This is a genomic window from Meiothermus sp. Pnk-1 (assembly GCF_003226535.1).
Classification (GTDB): Bacteria; Deinococcota; Deinococci; order Deinococcales; family Thermaceae; genus Allomeiothermus.
In genome coordinates, this window is the sequence record NZ_QKOB01000001.1 from 520,613 (window position 1) to 535,169 (window position 14,557).

The window sequence follows — 14,557 nt, forward strand, 5'->3', positions numbered from 1 at the left end:
CCGGGCGGGGGTGTGCTACACTCAAACCAGATGGTCAAACCCGTAGAAGCCCAGACCCTCATCAGTCGGATTCGTCAAGTCCTGGACGACAAAAAAGCCGAGAACGTGGTGGCCCTCGACCTGCGCGGGGCCTCGGAGACGCTGGACTACTTCGTGGTCGCCAGCGGGACCAGCCGCCCCCACCTGGAGGCGCTCGAGCGGGCGGTGCGGGAGAGCCTCGAGGAGCAGGGCATCCGCCCGCGCCACGTGGAAGGCCCCAGTCCCCGCTGGATTTTGCTCGATTACGACGAGGTGTTGGTGCACCTCATGAGCCCCGAAGCCCGAGAATTCTATGACCTCGAGGGCTTCTGGGCCGATGCAAAGCGAATCTAGCCCGATTTCCTCCGGCGGGGTTGCCGGAGGGCCTGCTCGAGCCGCGCAGAGGGGTGGAGCGGCCCCATGATCCAGCGTTGCAACAGGATATATCCCCCCACGTACACCGCCCCCTGCACCCAGAAGTTGGTGAAAAAACCCAGCCCCAACAAAGACAGCAGGGTCATGGCGATCCCTAGCCCCAGCACCACCGTAAAAGTCCGCAGGAACAGCCCCGGGAAAAAGCGCAGCGCCTCGCGCCAGCTGCGGATTCTGGCCTTCTCGGCGGCCATGCGGCGCAGTTTTTCCTCTCGGCGTTTTTTGCCCATCGCTCTACAACTATACCCGATGGCTAGCAAGGATAGCGCGCCAGCCCGATCGGATAAGCTTAAGGGGTGCGACAGCTCTTCCAGGCGCTGACCGACCTGCCTCACCGGGGGAGCGCGACGGCGCTCGAGGCTCGGGCGGCGGAGGTCCTCGAGGCTTACCTCGAGGGCCGGGGCCACAAGGTCGAGGCCCAACCCTTCAAAGCCCCGCGCAGCTATGGCCCTGAACTCATCCTCATCAGCTTCCTCCTGGCCCTCGGCGGCTTGCTCGCTTGGTGGCCCCTGGGGCTTTTGGGAAGCTATGGCTTTTGGGCTTACTTCAGTGGCCAGGGACCCTTCTGGAGCCGCTTTTTCGACCGCTACGCTTCGCAGAACCTGCTTGTCAGGGCCGGCTTTGGCCCTCGGACTCTGGTGCTGATGGCCCACTACGACACCGCCAAGACTTTTTTCCTCTACCATCCGCGCCGGGTCAGGGGCTTCCGGCAAAACTTCTTGTTCAACGCGGCGTTGGCCCTGGGCACGCCGCTTTTAAGCTTGGCTGCTCCGGGGGGAGGCCGGCTAGTGGGGCTGTACTTTCTGGCGCAGGCCGCTGTGCTCATCCACCGCGAGCTCACCGCCCCCTACGTGAACGGGGCCAACGACAATGCCAGCGGGGTAGCGGTAGCGGTGGAGCTCTTCGAGCGCCTAGCGCGCGCGCCTTCGGGCTGGCAAATCCTCCTGGCGCTCACCGGTTCCGAGGAGGTGGGGGCCAAAGGGGCTATGCACCTGGCCCGCAGCGGCCTGATCCCTCAGGACGCCCTGGTGCTCAACTTCGACAACCTAGGGAAGGGAGAGCTGTGTTACGCCGCCGGGGAGGGGATGCTTGCTTATCGGCCCTACGTGGGGGCGCTGGTGGAGCAGGCCCGGCGAACCCCTGGGGCCAGGGCGGTCGCCTATCGCCTGGCCTACTTTGACACCCGGCCCTTCGCCGCCGGAGGTTATTCCTGCTTGACCCTGATCCGCTTGCAAGACGGGCTGCCCCCGCACTGGCACTGGAGCAGCGACACCCCGCAGCACGTGGATCCCTCGGCCCTCGAGGGCGCATTGGAGTACGCCCAGACCCTGCTGCAGGCCTTGGGGGTTCCAGGTTAGGTTTGCAAACCAGGTTATTTAAACTTCTCGGCTATCCTGAGGGGGTACGCGGTTCATCGGGGGCCCCGCTCAGGGTGACCTGCCCGAACGCACCGGAGACCTGTATGAGCAGCCTCGCGACCCCCACCCCCATCGTGGAGATGTTCAAGGCCATGGTCAACTCGCGCGCTTCCGACATCCACCTCCAGGCCGGGGCACCGCCCACGGTGCGAATTGACGGGAAGCTCAAGCCCTTCGGGCAGAAAGTGCTCACCCCCAAGGAGATCGAGGGCATCGTGCGGGCCCTGCTCACCCCGGCGCAGGCCGAGGAGCTCGAGTACCGCAAAGAGATGGATTTCGCCTACACCATCCCCGGTATCGCCCGCTTCCGCTGCAACCTGATGATGCAGCGGGGCAGCTACGGCCTGGTGATGCGGGTAGTCTCAGACGCGATCCCCAGCTTTGAAGCGTTGGGCCTGCCTAGCGAGGTGGTACAGGGGCTCGCCTCCAAGGAGCGGGGGCTGGTCTTGGTCACCGGCCCCACGGGGTCGGGCAAGTCCACCACCCTGGCGGCGATGATCGACTATATCAACCTGCATTTCGCCAAAAACATCATCACTATCGAAGACCCCATCGAGTTCTTGCACAAGCACAAGAAAAGCCTGGTGGTGCAGCGCGAGGTGGGGGTGGATACCGATAGCTTTGCCAGTGGCCTGCGCTACGCCATGCGGCAAGACCCGGATGTGATCCTGATCGGAGAGATGCGCGACCGCGAAACGGTGGAGGCGGCCATGATGGCCGCCCAGACCGGCCACCTGGTTTTCAGCACCCTCCACACCCTCGACTCCATGCGCACCATCAACCGCATCATCGACTTCTTCCCCCTGCACGAGCACCAGCAGATCCGGATCTTGCTGGCCGAATCTCTGCTGGGCATCCTCTCCCAGCGCCTGCTGCCCCGCGCCGATGGCCAGGGACGGGTGCTGGCCCTGGAGATCCTCCTGGCTACCCCCTTTATCCGCGATCTGCTCAAGGACGAAGAGAAGACTCCCCAGATCAAAGACGCCATGCAGGAGGACAACGTCCGCGGGATGCGCACCTTCGACCAGCACCTGGTGGAACTGTATACCCAGGGCTTGATCAGCCTCGAGGACGCCGAAGCTGCCGCCACCAGCCCGCACGAGCTCAAGCTGCTGCTGACGAAATCTACCGGGCGGGGGTTTTGAGCTGGCGGCTTGATGGGTTGACCTCACGTCCTGCGTCGCACGAAGGGGATCGGTCCCCTAGGTGTACGGCGGCACGCCGTCCCGATAGGGGATCGTCCCCCGGGTGTACGGAGCTTGCTCCGTCCCGAAGGGAATCTACCCCGGGTGTACGGCGGTACGCCATCCCGACAGGGGATCGTCCCTTGGGTGTACCGGCCCTGCCGGTCCCGATAGGGAATTTACCCCCGCATGTAGCGTAAGACGTACGACGTATGACCTAAGTCGCAAAAAAGCGTTTAGCGTCTGGCGTTTTGCGTATTGCGTATAGCGTACGACGTAAGTCGCGTTTTGCGTTAAGCTACAGTCATGCTAGTGACCGGAATGGAGATCTTGTCCAAAGCCCGCAAGGAGGGCTACGGCGTCGGGGCTTTCAACGTCAACAACATGGAGTTTGTCCAGGCGGTATTGGAAGCGGCTGAGGAGGCCAAAAGCCCGGTGCTGCTAGCGCTTTCCGAGGGGGCCATCAAGTATGGCGGCAAGGCCCTCGCCACCTTGGTGCGGGAGCTGGGGCGCGATGCCCGGGTGCCAGTGTGCATCCACCTCGACCACGGTTCCTCTTACGAGTCCTGTCTGCGGGCTATTCAGCTGGGCTTTACCTCGGTGATGATCGACAAGTCCCACGAAGACACCGAGACCAACATCCGCGAGACCCGGCGGGTGGTGGAAGCCGCCCATGCGGTCGGGGTGAGCGTGGAGGCCGAGATCGGGCGGCTGGGCGGGGTGGAAGAGCACGTGGCCGTGAGCGCCGAGGAGGCCTTCCTCACCAACCCCGAGGAGGCCAAGATGTTCATGGAGGCTACCGGCGCCGACTACCTGGCCGTGGCCATCGGCACCAGCCACGGGGCCTACAAGGGTAAGGGCCGCCCCTTCATCGATCACCCGCGTATCAAGGCGATTGCGGCGGCTATCCCCAACCCCCTGGTGATGCACGGCGCCAGCAGTGTGCCGCAGTCGCTGGTGGAAGCCTTCCGGGCTGCGGGGGGGGAGATCGGCGAGGCGGCGGGCATCCACCCCGAGGATATCCAAAAAGGGATCCAAGCGGGGATCGCCAAGATCAACACCGACACCGATTTGCGCTTGGGTTTTGTCGCCAAGATACGGCAGATCCTCAAGGACAACCCCAAGGAGTTTGACCCGCGCAAATTCTTGGGCCCGGCCCGGGAGGAGATGAAGCAGATCGTCAAGGCCCGGATGGAGCTCTTTGGCTCGGCAGGAAAAGCCTGAGTACAACCTCGCTGACGCGGGTGTACTGTCCGTCTCCTCCCGGGGGCTTGTCGCGACTGGCCGGTGGTAGCGGTGAGGTTCCCGGAAGCGCTTTCTTTGGCCTTCCTGGGGAGGCCGCCGATCCTACCGGGGCGCGCCCCCCGTAAACTCTAGACTAAAGAGCAAACCCCTCAAGGAGGAGGCATGGCGGCCAAGGATTACGACGTGAAGGATATAGCCTTAGCGGACTTGGGCCAAGACCGAATCAACTGGGCGGCCCAAGACATGCCGGTACTGCGCCAGATTACAGAGCGCTTCGTGCGGGAGAAGCCCTTGCAGGGGGTGCGGATCGCTGCTTGCTTGCACGTCACCAGCGAGACCGCCAACCTGATGCGCGCCCTGAAGGCAGGTGGGGCCCAAGTGGCCCTGTGCGCCTCCAACCCGCTCTCGACCCAGGACGAGGTGGCGGCTTCGCTGGTGGTTCACGACGGGATCCCGGTCTACGCCATCAAGGGCGAGGACACCCAGACCTATTACGCCCACCTCGAGGCCACCCTGGCCCACGGGCCCCACTTCACCATGGACGACGGGTGCGACCTGGTGAGCCTCATCCACAAGGAGCGCCGCGACCTACTGCCGGGAATCTTCGGCGGCACCGAAGAGACCACCACCGGCGTGATCCGGCTGCGGGCCATGGCCAAGGATGGGGTGCTTTCCTACCCGGTCATCGCGGTCAACGACGCCCAGACCAAGCACATGTTCGACAACCGCTACGGCACCGGCCAGAGCACCCTGGACGCCATCCTCCGGGCCACCAACGTGCTGCTGGCGGGCAAGACCGTGGTGGTGGCGGGTTACGGCTGGTGTGGGCGGGGTGTGGCTTCACGCGCGCGGGGCATGGGGGCGCAGGTGGTGGTGACCGAGGTCGACCCGCTCAAGGCCCTCGAGGCCACCATGGACGGCTACACGGTCATGCCCATGCTCGAAGCCGCCCGCATCGGCGATATCTTCATCACCGTCACCGGCAACATCAACGTGCTCGACGCACAGCACTTCGCGCTGATGAAGGACGGGGCCATCCTCTGCAACGCGGGCCACTTCAACGTCGAGATCAACATCCCCGCGCTCGAGGCCGCTGCCCGCGAGAAGCGCGTGGGCCGCCCCTTCGTCGAGCAGTACACCGTGGAGGGCGGGCGACGGCTCAACCTGTTGGCCGAGGGCCGCCTGGTCAACCTGGCCGCCGCCGAGGGCCACCCCAGCGCGGTGATGGACATGTCCTTCGCCAACCAGGCTCTATCGGTGGAGTACATGCTCAAAGAGCGGGGGAGGCTCGAAGTGGGGGTTCACCCCGTTCCCGAGGCCATCGATCGGGAGGTCGCCCGGCTCAAGCTCGAGGCCATGGGGGTGCGGATCGACACCCTCACCCCGGCCCAGGAAAGCTACCTGAACTCCTGGCGGGAAGGAACCTGACTTATGTCCCAGGCCGCAGAAAGGACGCCCCCCTTCCACGTTTTTTACAGCGAAACCCGCTAAACTATCGGGGTGAGCGAAGCGGTAGCTGGTGTGAAAGAAGCCCCGCCCTCGACCCGAACCGTGGTGGCCCTCTTCGCCGCCGAAGGTACGGAGGCTCGGGCGTTGTGGGAAACGTTGGGGCTCGAGCAGGCCATGAAAGGCCCTAAACCTACCCACCGCGGGATCTTCGCGGATCACGAGGTGGTGCTGATCGAGGCGGGGGTGGGCAAAGTCGCCGCGGCCTCCGCCGTCGCCTACGCCCAGGCTCGTTTCGAGCCGAGGATGGCCATCTGGGCCGGAGTGGCTGGGGCTTTGAACCCCAAGTTGCAGGCCTTGGATGTGCTGGTCGCGCACGACGCGGTGCAATGGGACGTAGACATCACCGCCTTCGGGCGAAAACCGGGCGAACTCGCCAGCGGGGAGCGGTTTGTGAGGGCCGATGCCGAGCTCTCTACCGAACTTTACCGGGCGGCTTTAGCCCTGCACCTGCCGGTGCACTGGGGCCGGGTGGCCAGCGGGGATCGCTTTTTGGCAGATCCTAACGAGGCCCAGCGGTTGCGCGAAGTCTTCGCTGCGGACGCCGTAGAGATGGAAGGCGCTGCTGCCTTATGGACCGCGGGCCGGCTAGGGGTTCCCATGGCGCTGCTGCGCACCATCTCCGACGGGGCAGGTGACGAGGCCACGGTCAACTTCCAGGAGTTTTTGGAGGCGGCCTCTCGTCGGCTCGGCGAAGTGTTGGCGCACTTTTTGCATGGCGGTGTATCGGGTGGAGGGGCTGGGCAGGTATAATCGCTCTATCGGGGGTGTGCGTATGGCGATGACCGGGCTGGGGGTTACCCCTGCAACGCAGGTAGAGTGCGTCGCACAGGCTGGGGCATCCGGGGGCAACCCATACCTTTCCCTCGAGGACGAGCGCCCCACCAACGGGGAAAATAGCGGCCTCGAGGTCAAGCTGTTCGCCGGCAACGCTAACCGGCCCTTGGCCGAAGCTATCGCGCGCACCTTGGGCTTGCAGTTGGGGGAGGCCTTGGTCGAACGTTTCCCCGATGGCGAGGTGCGGGTGCGCATCCACGAGAGCGTGCGCGGGGCGGATGTCTACCTGATCCAGCCCTCGGCCCCTCCGGTCAACGACAACCTGATGGAGTTGTTGCTGATGGCCGACGCTATGCGCCGCAGCAGCGCGGCCCGCATCAACGCGGTCATCCCTTACTTTGGTTATGCCCGTCAGGACAAGCAGACCCAGGGCCGCGAGCCCATCACGGCTAAGCTGGTGGCCGATCTGATCGAGCGGGTGGGGGTGGATCGGGTGATCGCGGTGGACTTGCACGCCCCGCAGATCCAGGGGTTCTTCAACATCCCCGTGGACGCCCTCTCGGCGGTGCGGTTGTTTGCCCAACATCTGTTGAACCATCAACTTACCGAAAACGCTGTGGTGGTCTCTCCTGACGCCGGACGGGCCGAAGAGGCCCGCCGCCTTTCGGAAAAGTTGGGCCTACCTCTGGCCCTTCTGGCCAAGCGCCGCACCGGGCCGCGCGAGACCCAGGTCACCTACGTGATCGGGGATGTAGCTGGGAAGCGTCCGATCCTCATCGACGACATCGTTTCCACGGGGGGCACTATCCGCCGGGGGGTAGAAGCCCTCTTGGCTGCCGGGGCTCTCCCCGAAGCCATTGTGATGGCAACCCATGCAGTGCTGGTCGGCCCCGCGCGGGAAAATCTGGCCCACCCGGCCATCCGCCAGGTGGTTTTTACCGACACCATACCCCTCAATCCTGGCCTGGGCTACACCATTCTCTCCACGGCTGGGCTTCTTGCGCAGGCCATCCGCCACATCCACACCAACCGCTCGGTGAGCGCTCTTATTTAGAAATTAGAAAGCTGTAATTGACAAAATATAAAGTGTTGCTTTACACTTCCTGGTAAGGAGGTGGTGGAATGTACGGTTCGAATTGGCTGCAACTCGAGGTCTACAGCCAGTCCAGGAGCCTTGCGCTCCGGCGGGAAGCCCTGCAAAACCACTGGGAGCTCTGCCTGTGGCGCAACCGCGCCGCAGGTTGGCTCAGCGCCCTGGCGGCCCGGCTAGAGGGATAAGGGATATGGCCTCAGCGCATAACCCTGATCTGTTGGGGCTTTTGGGCATCGGCGCCGAGCCGGTGGTGCTGGAAGAGCATGAATTGGACCTGGCCGGGGTTCGCCAGCTCGAGGCCCGTACCTTCAACGGCGCGATTATCGTGCAGCTAGGAGCCGAGCCGCCTCACCTGACGCTTCGCCGTAAAGGGGAGGTGCACCTCACCCTCGAGCGTCGCGGCGACACCCTTTTTCTCGAAGCGCGCAAGCGTACCCCCCTTTGCGTGGGCTGCTGCGCCAGTTTCGAGCTGGCCTTGCCTGAAAGCTTGAGCCTAATCCTACATAGCTCGAACGGGGCCATCGCCGTGAGGGGCAGCGGGGCGGCCGAACTGAAGCTTCACACCTCCAATGGCCGCATCACCGTTAGGGAAGCCCGGGGGCCGGTCTCGGCCAAGACCTCGAACGGAGCCATCGAGGTCCGCCAGGTAGAGGGTGCGGTGGAAGCCCGCACCTCAAACGGGGCGGTGGTGCTCGAGGACCTTACCCTCCCTCCTGGTTCCCAGAGCAAGGTCGTGACCAGCAACGGCGCGATCAAGGTGAGGCGGCTGTTGGCCCCCGGAGGCTTGGAGGCGGAGGGTTACACCTCCAACGGCAGCGTGCACCTCGAGCTTCCGGGGGCCAGCGTACAGCTTCAGCGTCAGAGCTTTAGCGCCCTACGGGCTGGGTCGAGTCCGGCCCGGCTGCGCCTGGAGAGCTCCAACGGGGGGATCTGGTTCCAGTAGGGGGCCAAAGCCTCTACCGCGGCTCGATCTGGACGGTCTCCTGCACGATCAGCCCCTTCTCCAGCACCCGCCGGGCCCAATCTTTGGCAGACGCCAGGTCGTGGTCGCGGTAGTTGCCGCACTCGAGTGCGCTCGCTCCGGGAACCTCTCCCTCGAAGGCCACCACGTCTTCTAAGCTGGCGCGGAAGGCCTCCAGCATCCGTTCGGGGCCGATCTCGCCCAGCATCACCGCATAGAACCCGGTGCGGCAGCCCATGGGCGAGAGGTCTATCACTCCGTCAATGTGGCTGCGCAAGTACCCGGCCAGGAGGTGCTCGAGGGTGTGGATGGCCTGGGGTGGGAGGATTTCCTGATTGGGTTGGCCTAGGCGCAAATCGTACTTCTCGATGCGGTCGCCCTTGGGGGTCATCTTTACCCCGGCCAGGCGGACGTAGGGGGCGCGGACCTTGGTGTGGTCTAAGCGGAAGGATTCAACGAGGACATATTCCGACATGGGAGATAGCTTAGCGCTAACCGCGGGGGGACACAAACGCGCCTTGCATCTAGCCCCTGAGCCTGCGCCAGAAGGTGGGGAACAAGAGGATCATTAGGGGGATGAGTTCGATGCGCCCCGCCCACATCTGGACGATTGCCACGACCTTGGAGGCCGGGTGCAGGTTGCCATAGTGCCCGAAGGGGCCGAACTCGCCGTAAGCCGGGCCGGTGTTGCCGATGAAGGCCGCCGAGGCGGTGAAGCCGTAGAAGAAGTTGTTCTCGGTGATTCCGATGACTCCCATCCCCACGGCGAAGAGCAGGATGTACAGGGTGATGAAAGCGGCTACCGAGCGCAGCACTTCCTCGCTCACCACCTTGTTTCCTACCCGCAGCGGGAGCACCGCCTGGGGATGCAGCGAGCGCTGGAGTTCCCGTTTCACCAGCGCCCAGGCGATCAACCAGCGGATCACCTTGATGCCCCCCGCGGCGGAGCCGGAGGTTCCTCCGACGAACATCAAAATGATCAGGAGCATCTGCGCGGGCAACGCCCATTGCCCGAAATCCGTCGAGGCAAAGCCGGTGGTGGTGACGATGGAGGTCACTTGAAAAAAAGCGTGGCGCAAGGCAGGCTCGAGGCCGTAGCTTCCTGAGAAGAAGAAATACCCCGCGAGCGTCACCCCGCTCACCCCGATGATTGCCATGTAAGCCCGGAACTCCGCGTCGCGCAGCAGGGTCTGCACCTCTCGCCCGAAGAAAAGCCGGTATTGGAGCAAAAAGCCGATCCCGGCCAGGAACATAAACAGTGTGCCCGCCCACTGGGAAACAGGGGAATAGGCAGCAAAGCTTTTCGCGCTCGGGCTCAACCCCCCTGCCGGGACCGTGGAGAGCGCGTTACAGAGGGCCTCAAAGAAGGGTTGCCCGGTGGCCATGTATACGCCGAAACATACCAGGGTCAGCACCACATAGATGCGCAGGATCATCGCCGCGGTCTGGCGCAGTTTGGGCGTGATCTTCTCCTTTTGAACCCCGGTGATCTCGGTGAAGAAAAGCTGCCGTCCGGCCACCGCGAGCTGGGGTAGCACCACGATGAAAATCAGCAAAATCCCGATGCCGCCAAACCACTGGATAAGGCTTCGCCACAGAAAAAGCCCGTAACCCCAGCGGCTGAAGTCGGTGAGGACGGTGGCTCCGGTGGTGGTAAAACCCGATACGGACTCAAATAGGGCGTCTAGGGGGGCTAAGTTCCCAGAGATCCAGAACGGGATGGCCCCCAAAGCCGGAACCAAGATCCATAGCAGAGCCACCGTGAACAAGGCTTCAGCCCTCCGGGGATCGGTGTGAGCGCTGCCCAGGCGGCGCAGGAGCCACCCCAGGGTAACCCCCAACAATCCCCCCCCCAAGAAACCCGTGGCGTCTTCCCGGTACAACGCATCGAGAATGCCCAGGAGGATCATCACCACCCCTAGGCCTATAAAGACGATCCCTGTTATATAGGTGGCGACGGGGAACGGCCAGCCGGTAGGTCGAGGTTGAGAGCGAAGAGCCATAGCCTTAGCGCACTCGAGCCAGCACGTCGTCGGCCACCCGACGTTCGGAGAGGACCAGCAGGGTGTCGCCGGCGGCGACCATTTGGTTGTAATCCGGGAGGGAGACTTTCTTGCCCCGCTCCACCGCCACTACCGTGGAACCGGCGGGCAGCTCCAGGCTCCCCAGGGCGCGTTCACGGAAGGTAGAGGGCAGCTCGATCTCCAAAAGCTCGATGTTTTCCTCCATTAACGACAGGTGGTCTACGTTCTCCGAGTCGAGCCAGTCCACCACCTCGCGCACCGCGGCCTGGCGGGGGGTGAGGGGGATGTCTATCCCCACCCGCTCAAAGAGCTTGCGGTTCTCGGCCCGGCCCACCCGGGTGATCACCTTGGCCACCCCGGCCTGTTTGGCGAAGAGCGAGACCAGCAGGTTTTTTTCGTCGTTGTCGGTGACCGCGACCAGCACATCGGTGTTGTCGAGGCCCTCCGACTCTAGGAGGTCGGTGTCGGTGCCGTCACCCTGTAATACCAAAGCCCCAGGGAGCTCCTCGGCCAGCCAGGCACAGCGCTCTTCGTTGTGGTCTACCACCACGATCTGTACCCGGTATCGGGAGAGCTCCTGGGCCACCATGTAGCCCACGTTTCCCCCACCTACGATCATCACCTGCCGCACCCGGCTTTTGGGGGCGAAGCAGGCTTGCAAGGCGGTGAAGCCCATAGGGGTACTGGTGAAGAGGATGCGATCGCCAGGTTGCAGCTCGAGCTCCTCAAAGCCGGGGTCGCGGGCGGCGATGAGCCTTCCTTCGCGCAATACCCCCGCCATGAAGGTCTCCTCGGGCCAGTCGATGATCTTGAGGTGTCGCCGGGCGTAGGGGCTTTTCTCCTCCACCCGGTACTCGAGAAAGCGCAGCCGCCCGCCCGCCAGGGTCTCTACGTCCACCGCTCCCGGCACCATGATCACCTCGACGATCTCCTTGGCCAGCGAGCGCTGCGGCCAGAGCACCCGGTCAATCCGGGTGCCTAGGATCTCTACCGTGCGGGGGTCGGTGAGGATGTCCATGTAGGAGGATTTCCCCACAAAGCAGATCACCTCTTTGGCCCCCAACCCCTTGGCCAGCAGGCAGGCCAGGAGGTTTACCTCGTCCCAGTTGGTGGCGGCGATGAACGCGTCGGCCAGATCCATCTTGGCCTCGCGCAAGGTATCGGGATCGGTGGCCGAGCCTTCCAGAAATTGTACGTCGTGCTGCTCGAGCCGCTCGCGCAGATCGGGGTCCTTGTCGATGACCACGATGTCGTGCTTTGGGGTCAGGGCCTTGGCGATCTGTCCGCCGATTTCTCCGCCACCTGCGATGACGATGTGCATAGGCTTAGCTCCGCTGTGCGTCGTACGCCCACCGTCCGACGTCCAAACAAGGCCCGGGACCGCTAAGACCCTCAGACCACCGGCCTTCCTTCGGCGTGCGACGTGCGGCGTACGGCGTAAGATACCCCATCAGAACGCCCTCAGCTTACAACCGGATTGGGGTATTTGCCATTCCCCACCGGGGAACCCGGGGCTCCCAGGCCAGATTGCCCACCGCCTTGCCGTAAAGGTCGTAGGCCTCGGCCCTGGTGATGTGAACCCGGATGAGGTCTCCGATCTTCACCGTGCCGTCGGTCTCGGCGTAGACCAGGCCGTCAATGCCGGGGGCGTCGTACTTGCTGCGCCCCACCACCACCCCGGGCTCTTCTCCGTAGTCGTCCACGATGACCTCGAGGGTTTGGCCCACCTTAGCCCGGTTTTTCTCCAGGCTGAGGCTTTGTTGCAGCTCCATGAGGCGGGCTCTGCGCTCCTCTTTGACCTCTTCGGGGACCCGCCCCGCCAGGGCGTTGGCGTCGGCCCCCTCTACCTCGGAGTAGGTGAAGCAGCCCACCCGGTCGAGCTTGGCCTCGGCGAGGAATTCCAGCAACAACGTGAAATCTTCCTCGGTTTCGCCGGGGAACCCCACGATGAAGCTCGAGCGGATAGCCAGGTCGGGGGCGATCTCGCGCCATTCTTGGATCGTTTTGAGGTGGCTCTCTGCTCCTCCGGGGCGGCGCATGGCCCGGAGGATCCTGGGCGAGGCGTGCTGCAAGGGGACGTCCAGGTAGGGGAGGATCTTCCCCTGGGCCATCAGGGGGACGAGCTGCTTGACGTGGGGGTAGGGGTAGACGTAGTGCAGCCGCACCCAGGCCCCCAGTTCGGCCAGTTCGTTCACCAGGTCTACCAGATGGGCCCGCACCTGCCGCCCCTGGAACTCGGATGCGCGGTGGCGGATATCCACCCCGTAGGCCGAGGTGTCCTGCGCGATGACGAGCAGCTCCTTGGTCCCCGTCGAGACCAGCCGGGTGGCCTCGGAGAGGATCTCCCCCGCCTCGCGTGATACCTGTAAGCCCCGTAGCTTGGGGATGATGCAGAAGCTGCACTTGTGGTTACAGCCCTCGGCGATCTTGAGGTAGGCGTAGTGGCGTGGGGTGAGCTTGACCTGGGGGGGAATCAGGGTCGTGAAGGGGCTGGTGTCGGGGGGGATGATCCGGTGGACGGCCTCGAGCACCTTGTCCACCTGGCCGGGGCCGGTGACCTCGAGCACCTCGGGGTGGGCCGCCTTGATCACCTCGGGACGGGCCCCCAAGCAGCCGGTGACGATCACCTTGCCGTTTTCCGCCAGCGCCTCGCCGATGGCCGAGAGCGACTCCTCCACCGCCGGGGTGATGAAGCCGCAGGTGTTCACCACCACCACCTCGGCGTCTTCATAGGTAGGGGAAGTCTCGTACCCCTCGGCCCGCAGGCGAGAGAGGATCTGCTCGGAATCCACCAGGGCTTTGGGACAGCCCAGACTGACAAAACCAACCTTACCGGCCATACGCTCCCTCAAAACGTGTTTGCCCAAAAGGGCAAAGCAGCGGGGTTCGCTCTTGGCGAACCGGCAACTCCCCGAGTATAGCAGGAAGCGGTCTTGGTGGTTTGAACCCCGCGCTGCCAGTCCAGGTAGGGGCTTTGGCCCGCCGCAGGACGCTTGGGTAGAGCGCTGATGGGTTCGCGGCTTGGCCAGCGGGTCAACTGGGCCGGGCTATCAAGGCCCCGACGAAGAGCAAGACGGCTCCGAGCAGAAAGCTCAGCCCCAGCGATTCCCCTAACAGGGCCCAGCCCAGCAATCCCCCCACCACCGGCTGGGCGAAAAAGGCTATACCTGAGAGCACCGAACCGGCTTTGGCCACCGCGTACACCCAAAGGGTGAAGGCCACCGCGGTGGAGACCACCCCTAAGTACAGAACGCCTGCCACCGTGCCTAGATGGATCTCTCCGATGGGCATCCTGGCCAGTTCGCCCGGGACCAAAACCGCCAGCGCGACCCCTCCTATCAGGCTCGCCCAGGCCGAGACCAGCGCGGGGTCGTGCTGGCGGACGGTCTGACCGCCGATGAGTCCTAAGATGCCCCAGGTGAGAGCAGCCACGATGAGCCAGAACACCCCTGCCAAGTTGGTGTTTCCGCTCCCCGAGAGGACCCAGACCCCCAGCAGGGCGATCCCCAGACCGACCCAAGCCCGCACCGGAACGCGCTCGATCCTGAGCAAGGCTGAGAGCGCTACCGTCACCAGCGGGGAGGCCGTGGTGATGAGCGAGCCCAGGGCGGCCCCGGCTAAGCCGGTTCCGATGAACTGCGCGGTGATGGAGAGCGCATAGCCGACTAGGCCCATCGCGGCGACGGGGGCCCAGAGCTTGCGGGGAAGCCGCCAGTCACGGCCTAACAGGCGCAACCACAGCACCATGCACACGAAGGCCACCCCCATCCGGACCGCGACCAGGGTGATGGGGGGGATCACCTCCAGCACTACCTTGGAGACCACGTACATGCCGCCCCAGATCGAGGCGGCTAGAAGCCCTGCCAAAAGCCCACGTTGGACGTCGTTGGTCAACACTT

Annotated in this window: 15 protein-coding genes; 9 read left to right on the forward strand and 6 right to left on the reverse strand. The window is 64.2% G+C overall.

The window, feature by feature from the left end; genetic code table 11:
* Positions 1–30 precede the first annotated feature (30 nt).
* The gene (rsfS, locus tag DNA98_RS02680) at positions 31–372 is read left to right on the forward strand and encodes a ribosome silencing factor (protein WP_110525298.1); all 342 of its coding nucleotides are present in this window, start codon (positions 31–33) and stop codon (positions 370–372) included.
* On the opposite strand, the gene DNA98_RS02685 is transcribed toward rsfS, so the two are convergent.
* A complete protein-coding gene (locus DNA98_RS02685; RefSeq protein ID WP_110525300.1) occupies positions 369–680 on the reverse strand; it encodes a hypothetical protein in 312 nt (103 codons plus the stop codon). The genes rsfS and DNA98_RS02685 overlap by 4 nt on opposite strands.
* Positions 681–746: 66 nt before the next feature.
* Here DNA98_RS02685 and DNA98_RS02690 point away from each other — a divergent pair, with 66 nt between their 5' ends.
* From DNA98_RS02690 to DNA98_RS02720, 8 genes are all read left to right on the forward strand, one after another.
* Positions 747–1,808 (forward strand): M28 family peptidase, encoded by a 1,062-nt coding sequence (locus DNA98_RS02690; protein WP_110525302.1) that lies wholly within the window; start codon positions 747–749, stop codon positions 1,806–1,808.
* A gap of 104 nt (positions 1,809–1,912) precedes the next feature.
* A complete protein-coding gene (locus DNA98_RS02695; RefSeq protein WP_110525304.1) occupies positions 1,913–3,013 on the forward strand; it encodes a type IV pilus twitching motility protein PilT in 1,101 nt (366 codons plus the stop codon).
* Between the two features lie 345 nt (positions 3,014–3,358).
* Positions 3,359–4,276 carry a class II fructose-1,6-bisphosphate aldolase gene (gene fba / locus DNA98_RS02700; protein ID WP_110525306.1) on the forward strand — a complete coding sequence of 306 codons (918 nt, stop codon included), beginning with the start codon at positions 3,359–3,361 and terminating at the stop codon, positions 4,274–4,276.
* Positions 4,277–4,459: 183 nt separating this feature from the next.
* Positions 4,460–5,725: an adenosylhomocysteinase gene (gene ahcY / locus DNA98_RS02705; protein ID WP_110525308.1), complete on the forward strand. Its 1,266-nt coding sequence runs from the start codon at positions 4,460–4,462 to the stop codon at positions 5,723–5,725.
* A 123-nt stretch (positions 5,726–5,848) separates the two neighbouring features.
* Positions 5,849–6,556: a 5'-methylthioadenosine/adenosylhomocysteine nucleosidase gene (locus DNA98_RS02710; RefSeq protein WP_165364041.1), complete on the forward strand. Its 708-nt coding sequence runs from the start codon at positions 5,849–5,851 to the stop codon at positions 6,554–6,556.
* A gap of 22 nt (positions 6,557–6,578) precedes the next feature.
* Positions 6,579–7,634, forward strand: a complete 1,056-nt coding sequence (locus DNA98_RS02715) for a ribose-phosphate pyrophosphokinase (RefSeq protein WP_233493018.1) — start codon at positions 6,579–6,581, stop codon at positions 7,632–7,634.
* Positions 7,635–7,702: 68 nt separating this feature from the next.
* Positions 7,703–7,858, forward strand: coding sequence for a hypothetical protein (locus DNA98_RS17735; RefSeq protein WP_158531591.1), 156 nt, complete (start codon positions 7,703–7,705; stop codon positions 7,856–7,858).
* Positions 7,859–7,863: 5 nt separating this feature from the next.
* Entirely contained in the window at positions 7,864–8,616 is a 753-nt protein-coding gene (locus DNA98_RS02720) for a DUF4097 family beta strand repeat-containing protein (protein ID WP_129865692.1), read from the forward strand.
* Positions 8,617–8,629: 13 nt separating this feature from the next.
* Here DNA98_RS02720 and DNA98_RS02725 read toward each other — a convergent pair whose 3' ends face one another.
* The 5 genes from DNA98_RS02725 to DNA98_RS02745 form a co-directional block, all read right to left on the reverse strand.
* Positions 8,630–9,109: an S-ribosylhomocysteine lyase gene (locus tag DNA98_RS02725; protein ID WP_110525312.1), complete on the reverse strand. Its 480-nt coding sequence runs from the start codon at positions 9,107–9,109 to the stop codon at positions 8,630–8,632.
* 49 nt (positions 9,110–9,158) lie between these two features.
* Entirely contained in the window at positions 9,159–10,544 is a 1,386-nt protein-coding gene (locus tag DNA98_RS02730; protein WP_233493040.1) for a TrkH family potassium uptake protein, read from the reverse strand.
* Between the two features lie 97 nt (positions 10,545–10,641).
* Positions 10,642–11,979 (reverse strand): Trk system potassium transporter TrkA, encoded by a 1,338-nt coding sequence (gene trkA, locus DNA98_RS02735; RefSeq protein ID WP_110525317.1) that lies wholly within the window; start codon positions 11,977–11,979, stop codon positions 10,642–10,644.
* Between the two features lie 145 nt (positions 11,980–12,124).
* Positions 12,125–13,498, reverse strand: coding sequence for a 30S ribosomal protein S12 methylthiotransferase RimO (gene rimO, locus DNA98_RS02740; RefSeq protein ID WP_110525319.1), 1,374 nt, complete (start codon positions 13,496–13,498; stop codon positions 12,125–12,127).
* A gap of 193 nt (positions 13,499–13,691) precedes the next feature.
* Positions 13,692–14,555, reverse strand: a complete 864-nt coding sequence (locus tag DNA98_RS02745) for a DMT family transporter (protein ID WP_233493019.1) — start codon at positions 14,553–14,555, stop codon at positions 13,692–13,694.
* Positions 14,556–14,557 lie beyond the last annotated feature (2 nt).